This window comes from Pseudomonas fuscovaginae SE-1, from assembly GCF_000364705.1.
GTDB lineage: Bacteria > Pseudomonadota > Gammaproteobacteria > Pseudomonadales > Pseudomonadaceae > Aquipseudomonas > Aquipseudomonas fuscovaginae_A.
Map to the genome: position 1 here is coordinate 1 of NZ_AQOH01000200.1, position 6,299 is coordinate 6,299.

General features: G+C 62.9%; 7 protein-coding genes. 5 read left to right on the top strand and 2 right to left on the bottom strand.

The genetic code is table 11. The annotated features are described in order from the left end of the window. The 4 genes from K675_RS0117495 to K675_RS0117510 all read left to right on the top strand — a co-directional run. Positions 1-610, top strand: a 610-nt coding sequence (locus K675_RS0117495; RefSeq protein WP_017904782.1) for a sensor histidine kinase, incomplete at its 5' end; no start/stop codon positions are given. Next, positions 607-1,167, top strand: a complete 561-nt coding sequence (locus K675_RS0117500) for a response regulator transcription factor (RefSeq protein ID WP_017904783.1) — start codon at positions 607-609, stop codon at positions 1,165-1,167. The genes K675_RS0117495 and K675_RS0117500, both read left to right, overlap by 4 nt. Before the next feature lie 96 nt (positions 1,168-1,263). Beyond that, positions 1,264-2,994, top strand: a complete 1,731-nt coding sequence (locus K675_RS0117505; RefSeq protein ID WP_017904784.1) for an ABC transporter ATP-binding protein/permease — start codon at positions 1,264-1,266, stop codon at positions 2,992-2,994. Between the two features lie 71 nt (positions 2,995-3,065). Beyond that, positions 3,066-3,812 (top strand): FadR/GntR family transcriptional regulator, encoded by a 747-nt coding sequence (locus K675_RS0117510; protein ID WP_017904785.1) that lies wholly within the window; start codon positions 3,066-3,068, stop codon positions 3,810-3,812. 101 nt (positions 3,813-3,913) lie between these two features. Here K675_RS0117510 and K675_RS0117515 read toward each other — a convergent pair whose 3' ends face one another. Further along, positions 3,914-4,102, bottom strand: a complete 189-nt coding sequence (locus K675_RS0117515; RefSeq protein WP_017904786.1) for a hypothetical protein — start codon at positions 4,100-4,102, stop codon at positions 3,914-3,916. Positions 4,103-4,116: 14 nt separating this feature from the next. Further along, positions 4,117-5,766: a hypothetical protein gene (locus K675_RS0117520; protein WP_017904787.1), complete on the bottom strand. Its 1,650-nt coding sequence runs from the start codon at positions 5,764-5,766 to the stop codon at positions 4,117-4,119. A 224-nt stretch (positions 5,767-5,990) separates the two neighbouring features. Here K675_RS0117520 and K675_RS0117525 point away from each other — a divergent pair. After that, on the top strand, positions 5,991-6,299 hold a 309-nt coding region (locus tag K675_RS0117525), incomplete at its 3' end, for a dihydrodipicolinate synthase family protein (RefSeq protein WP_198291657.1).

The following is a 6,299-nucleotide window of genomic DNA, read 5'->3' on the forward strand; positions in this document are numbered from 1 at the left end:
GCCGCTGGCGACCATGAGCGTGCTGCTCAAGGAGATGCGCCAGGACCACCCGGACCCGCTGCTGCAGGATGACCTGAGCGTGCTCCAGGACCAGGTCAAGCTGTGCAAGGAAACCCTGCAGCAACTGGTGCGCGCGGCCGAGGCCAATCGTCGACTGGCGGTAGAGGAGCAGGACGTCACCGTCTGGCTCGACGAGGCGTTGAACCGCTGGCACCTGATGCGCCCGGAAGCCAGCTATCGCTTCCAGCGCCTCGGCCAGGGCGAGGTGCCACGCCTGGCGCCGCCGCCGGACCTGACCCAGGCCCTGCTCAACCTGTTGAACAATGCCGCCGACGCCTGCCCCGAGGGCCTGGAAGTGCGGCTCGACTGGGATGAGGAAAACTTCACCATCAGTATTCGCGACCACGGCGCCGGTGTGCCGCTGGCCATTGCCGAGCAGATCGGCAAGCCGTTCTTTACCACCAAGGGCAAAGGCTTCGGCCTCGGCCTGTTCTTGAGCAAGGCCAGCGTGACACGCGCCGGCGGCTCGGTGAAACTCTACAGTCATGAGGAAGGCGGCACGCTCACCGAGCTGCGCCTGCCCCGTGTTGCCCGAGGAGACGAAGCATGAGTGACGAGATCCAGGTCGAAGGCGAGGAACTGCCGCACCTGTTGCTGGTGGACGACGATGCCACCTTTACCCGTGTGATGGCGCGGGCCATGAGCCGCCGCGGTTTTCGCGTCAGCATCGCCGGTTCCGCCGAAGAGGGGCTGATCCTGGCCCAGCAGGACCTGCCGGATTACGCCGCCCTGGACCTGAAGATGGAGGGCGATTCCGGCCTGGTGCTGCTGCCCAAGCTGCTGGAGCTGGACCCGGAGATGCGCGTGCTGATCCTGACCGGCTATTCCAGCATCGCCACCGCGGTGGAAGCGATCAAGCGCGGTGCCTGCAACTATTTGTGCAAGCCGGCGGATGCCGATGACGTGCTGGCGGCGCTGCTGTCCGAGCACGCCGACCTCGACACTCTGGTACCGGAAAACCCGATGTCGGTGGATCGCCTGCAGTGGGAACACATTCAGCGGGTGCTGACCGAGCATGAGGGCAACATCTCCGCGACGGCCCGTGCCCTGGGCATGCACCGGCGGACCTTGCAGCGCAAATTGCAGAAGCGGCCGGTGCGGCGCTGAACCGGCGCTGAACGGAACCCTTTCAATCTGCACGCCTGCACGGGCGAATCATCTATGATCGGTTGGTGAAATTTCTTACGCCAACCGAGCCTTAGAATGACTAAGAACGCTGAATATTCCGCGGTCAACGATGCAGTAAAAGGGCATTTCTTTCGTAGGGTCTGGCAACTGGCCTCGCCTTACTGGCGCAGTGAAGAGAAGGGCAAGGCCTGGCTGCTGCTGATCAGCGTGGTCGTGCTGACGCTGTTCAGCGTCGGCATCTCGGTCTGGCTCAACAGTTGGTACAAGGATTTCTACAACGCGCTGCAGGAAAAGAACAGCGAGGCCTTCTGGCACCTGATCCTGTATTTCGGCGTGATTGCCGCCGTCGCCATCCTGGGTGCGGTCTACCGCCTGTACCTGACCCAGATGCTGACCATCAGTTGGCGCCGCTGGCTGACCGAGCAGCATTTCCGGCGTTGGCTCGAGCACAAGAACTACTACCAGATGGAGTCGGGCGGGCACACCGACAACCCGGACCAGCGGCTGAGCGAAGACCTCAACAGTTTCACCAGCGACACCCTGACCCTGACCCTCGGGTTGTTCCGCACGCTGGTCAGCCTGGTGTCGTTCTCGATCATCCTCTGGGGCGTCTCGGGCAGCATCGAGGTCTTCGGCATCACCATTCCCGGCTACATGTTCTGGTGTGCCTTTCTCTACGCGGCCGTCGGCAGTTGGCTGACGCGGGTGATCGGCAGCAACCTGATCCCGCTGAACAACCAGCAACAGCGCTTCGAGGCCGACCTGCGTTTCTCCCTGGTGCGAGTGCGCGAGAACGCGGAAAGCATCGCGCTGTACGATGGCGAACCGAACGAGAAACAACGCCTGGGCAGCCGTTTCGGCAAGGTCTGGTCGAACTACTGGGCGCTGATGCGGGTGACCAAGCGGCTGACGTTCTTCACGGCCGGCTACGCGCAGATCGCGATCATCTTCCCCTTCATCGTTGCCGCGCCACGCTATTTCGCCGGCAAGATCCAGTTGGGCGAGCTGATGCAGATCAACTCGGCCTTTGGCAACGTGCAGGAAAACTTCAGCTGGTTCATCGACGCCTATTCGAACATCGCCGTTTGGAAAGCCACGTGTGATCGTCTGTTGAGTTTCCGCCAGGCCATGCTCGACAACGAGGAACACGTCGCGGCAATCGACGTGCAGACCCAGGGCGATACCTTGCAGGTGAGTAACCTGGCGCTGGACCTGGCGGATGGCCGGCACCTGCTGGCCGGTGCCAGCATGACGGTGGCAGCGGGCGAACGGCTGATGCTCAGCGGGCGGTCCGGCAGCGGCAAGAGCACCCTGCTGCGGGCCATGGGCAAGCTCTGGCCACGGGGTTCCGGCAGCATCCGTCTACCGGCTGCACGTTCGTTGTTCCTGCCGCAGAAACCCTACCTGCCGATCGGCAGCCTGCGCGAGGTGATGAGTTATCCACAGTCCGGCGATGCTTATCCGGACCCGCGTTATCAAGAGGTGCTACAGACCTGCCGCCTTACGCATCTTGCCGGCCGGCTGGATGAGAGCAATCATTGGCAGCGGATGTTGTCGCCGGGTGAGCAGCAACGCCTGGCTTTCGCCCGGGCACTGCTGTATACCCCGCAATGGCTGTTCCTCGATGAAGCCACGGCGGCCATGGACGAGGAAGACGAAGCGGCATTGTACCAGGCACTGATCGACCAGATCCCCGGCCTGAGTATCATCAGCGTTGGCCACCGCAGCAGCCTGAACAAGTTCCATCCGCGGCATTTGCGTATCGACCAGGGACATCTGGTCACTCAGGAGCCCGTTGGCGCGTAGTCAGACGGTGATCGTACAACCGGGTTGAGCTATCATGGGGCTCAGCCGTTCAGCCGAGATAGATGTTCGATATGGAAAACCAGAGCGCCGCGCTCCGCGCACCTCGTAAGCGCCGCAGTCTTGCCCAGGAATTGGTTACGGTCCTGACCGAGCAGATCCGTGACGGTCAACTCAAGCGTGGCGACAAGCTGCCCACTGAGTCGGCCATCATGGATGCCCATGGAGTCAGCCGCACGGTGGTGCGCGAGGCCATTTCCCGCCTGCAGGCGGCCGGGCAGGTGGAGACCCGCCATGGCATCGGCACCTTCGTGCTGGACACGCCGAGCCCGAGCGGTTTCCGTATCGACCCGGCGACCGTGGTGACCCTGCGCGATGTGCTGGCGATCCTCGAATTGCGTATCAGTCTGGAAGTGGAGTCGGCTGGGCTGGCGGCACAGCGGCGTTCGTCCGAGCAGTTGGCGGCGATGCGTGCGGCGCTGGATGCGTTGAGCGACAGCGTGGCCCATGCCAGCGATGCGGTGGCCTCGGATTTCCAGTTCCACCTGCAGATCGCCCTGGCCACCGGCAACCGCTATTTCACCGACATCATGACCCACCTGGGCACCAGCATCATTCCGCGCACGCGCCTGAACTCCGCGCGCTTGGCCCATGACGATCAGCAGCACTACATGAATCGACTGGGGCGCGAGCACGAGGAGATCTATGAGGCCATCGCCCGCCAGGACTCCGATGCGGCACGGGCGGCGATGCGCCTGCACCTGACCAACAGCCGCGAGCGGTTGCGCCAGGCCCATGAAGAGGCAGAGGCGCAGAATTAGTCGGTTGGCGTCAGCGTTTTTTCGCGGGCAAGCCAGGTTCCAGCGAGGTGCGGTGACTGTCGGAGCGTGGCTTGTCTGCGAATAGCGGTCCGACAGGCCGCTTACTCCTGCAGGATCGTCCGATCCACGCGTATTGCCCACTGCGCGGCTTTCGCCGACACGTCGAACACCACTTTCCCGCTTTCGTCCGCCTGCGCCCGGGCGACGGCCACGCCGTCGGCCAGCAGCTCCAGCGGCATGTCCCTGAGCGACTGGCCGGACGCCAGTTCGAGTCTTACGGTAAAGGTCATCGCTGATCTCCCTGTCATTGATGGTTGTCGATAAAGGTCGTCGTCTGGCTGTCCAGCGTGCCGATCAATTCGGGTGAACCGCCGCGGAACTGACGGAACACGTTGCGCCCGGTCGCGCCGGAGGCGGTACTGGCCGGCACGCCGAGGGTCGGCTGGAAGCGATCGGTCAATTCGACATAGGCCGTCCACGGGCCGATGTAGGATTCGTCCAGTCCCTTGCTGTAGCTGAACGCGTAACGCACGGCATTTCCCGGCAGCCAGTTGGGTTCGCTGGCGGTGTGGCTCTGCCAGCCATCGGCACTGATGGTCGGGGCCACGGTGGGTGGGTTCAGGTAGCCCGCGGGCTTGTTCGGCTGATAGTCCTTGAGCAGCAGGTAGGTACTCCAGCCCCACCAGCTGTCGCTCCGGTTGCGGTCATTGAGGTCGTTGACGTCCTTGCGGCGCAGCACGGTCTTGCCCTTGAGGGCGAACAACGGGGCGAAGTTCAGGCGGTCCTGGCTGTCGGCGAGCCGGGCCAGGTCGGGCACCGAACGCAGGGCGGCATAGCTTTCGGCAGGGACCACCACACCGCTGAGGAAGGTTGCGAACACTTCGTCCGCCGATTGTTGCACCGCCTGCTTGACCTGGCGCCGGTTGCGGTCGTCGAGGGTGTCGAAATAGCGCTTGTCGCCGTAGCAGTTCCACTGCTCACCACGGGCGTTGCCGACTTTCAAACCGTACTGGCTGTCCTCGTCGTGCATGAACCGCGATATCAGCGAGCCGACGTCACTCGGGGTGACACTGTCGGCCAGTTGCTTGCGGGGCACGCGCAGGTGGCCGGCGGAGAACAGGTCGGTGAGGAAGTGGTCGGCAAAGGCGTTCAGCGCGTAGGCCAGTTCGAGGTCCTGGTCACGACCGCTCTGGCGGGCCAGCAGCGCCTGTCGCAGGGCTACGGCATGCCCGGCCTGGTAGGCGAGCAGGGCCCAAGGGCCGAAGTGATCCCAGTTGCTGGCGGCCAGCTTCAGGTAGCGACCGAGGGGAAAGAGCGGCGAGGCGATGCTGCCGCCACCGGTGATCCTGTTCCATTCGCCCGACAGGGTATCGCCCAGTTCATCGTAGGCCTCGTGGGGTTGCCGGCCATCGCGGATCGCCTGGTTGGCGGCGTTGATCTCGGTTTTCATCACTTGCAGGATCTGCTGCGCTTCTTCCCGGGATGCGGGGAGCACGGCCAGTGAGTCGAAGGCGGCACGGAAACGTGTCTGGCGCTCCTGTGCGGTGCTGCCGTCGGCAATCGGTCGATCCGGGATTCCGTAGAAGTCGCCACCGAGAGCGATGACCTGACCGTAGGTCAGGGCCAGGCCGTTGTCCAGGTGCAGTTCCACCTGCCAGGCGGGAATGGCCGGTGCGTCTTCGGCGAAGCGCAGCAGGGTGCCATCGCCGATGGCGGTGTGCTCGCCACCTTCGAAACGGACCTGGGGCGATCTCTTGAGCTGGCCTGCGGGCCCATTCGGCAGGTGTTCGGGGCGGTGATACTTGAGGGTGTGGTGTCCTTCGGCGAGCAGGACGACAGCGCTGCCATCGCCGGGGATTGCAATGCCCTGTGGGCCGAACAGGCTGTCCAGTTCGGCAATGAGTTTTCCGTCGTGCAGCGGGATTTGCGGCTGCGGGCGTTCAATGACTGACATTTCTAGCTCCTTGATATGTCATCGTTTTGTTCAATTTAACTGTATGCATATACAGTTAAATGTGAGCATAGATGGAATATTTCCTACGTCAAGGACGGAAAAGTCTGTGAGATCTCTTGATCGATTGCTGTTGACCTTTGTTATTTTAGTTGTACGATGACGTACGACTTAAGCGTGGCTGACAGTCGTCTTCATCACAACGTGCTCTCCAGGGTGTTCGAATAATGAATCCACAAGAATTGAAGTCCATCCTCTCCTCCGGGCTGCTGTCATTCCCGGTCACCGATTTCAATGCCCAGGGCGACTTCAACGCCGCGGGCTACATCAAGCGCCTGGAATGGCTCGCCCCTTACGGCGCCAGCGCCTTGTTCGCCGCCGGTGGCACCGGTGAGTTCTTCTCCCTGGCGGCCAGCGAATACAGCCAGGTCATCAAGACCGCCGTCGATACCTGCGCCAAGTCGGTCCCGATCCTCGCCGGCGTCGGTGGTGCGACCCGCCAGGCCATCGAATACGCTCAGGAAGCCGAGCGCCTG

Excerpts from the sequence above, each read along its gene's own strand:
- K675_RS0117500 (WP_017904783.1), top strand. The coding sequence starts at position 607 with ATGAGTGACGAGATCCAGGTCGAAGGCGAGGAACTGCCGCACCTGTTG.
- K675_RS0117505 (WP_017904784.1), top strand. The coding sequence starts at position 1,264 with ATGACTAAGAACGCTGAATATTCCGCGGTCAACGATGCAGTAAAAGGG.
- K675_RS0117510 (WP_017904785.1), top strand. The coding sequence starts at position 3,066 with ATGGAAAACCAGAGCGCCGCGCTCCGCGCACCTCGTAAGCGCCGCAGT.
- K675_RS0117515 (WP_017904786.1), bottom strand. The coding sequence starts at position 4,102 with ATGACCTTTACCGTAAGACTCGAACTGGCGTCCGGCCAGTCGCTCAGG.
- K675_RS0117520 (WP_017904787.1), bottom strand. The coding sequence starts at position 5,766 with ATGTCAGTCATTGAACGCCCGCAGCCGCAAATCCCGCTGCACGACGGA.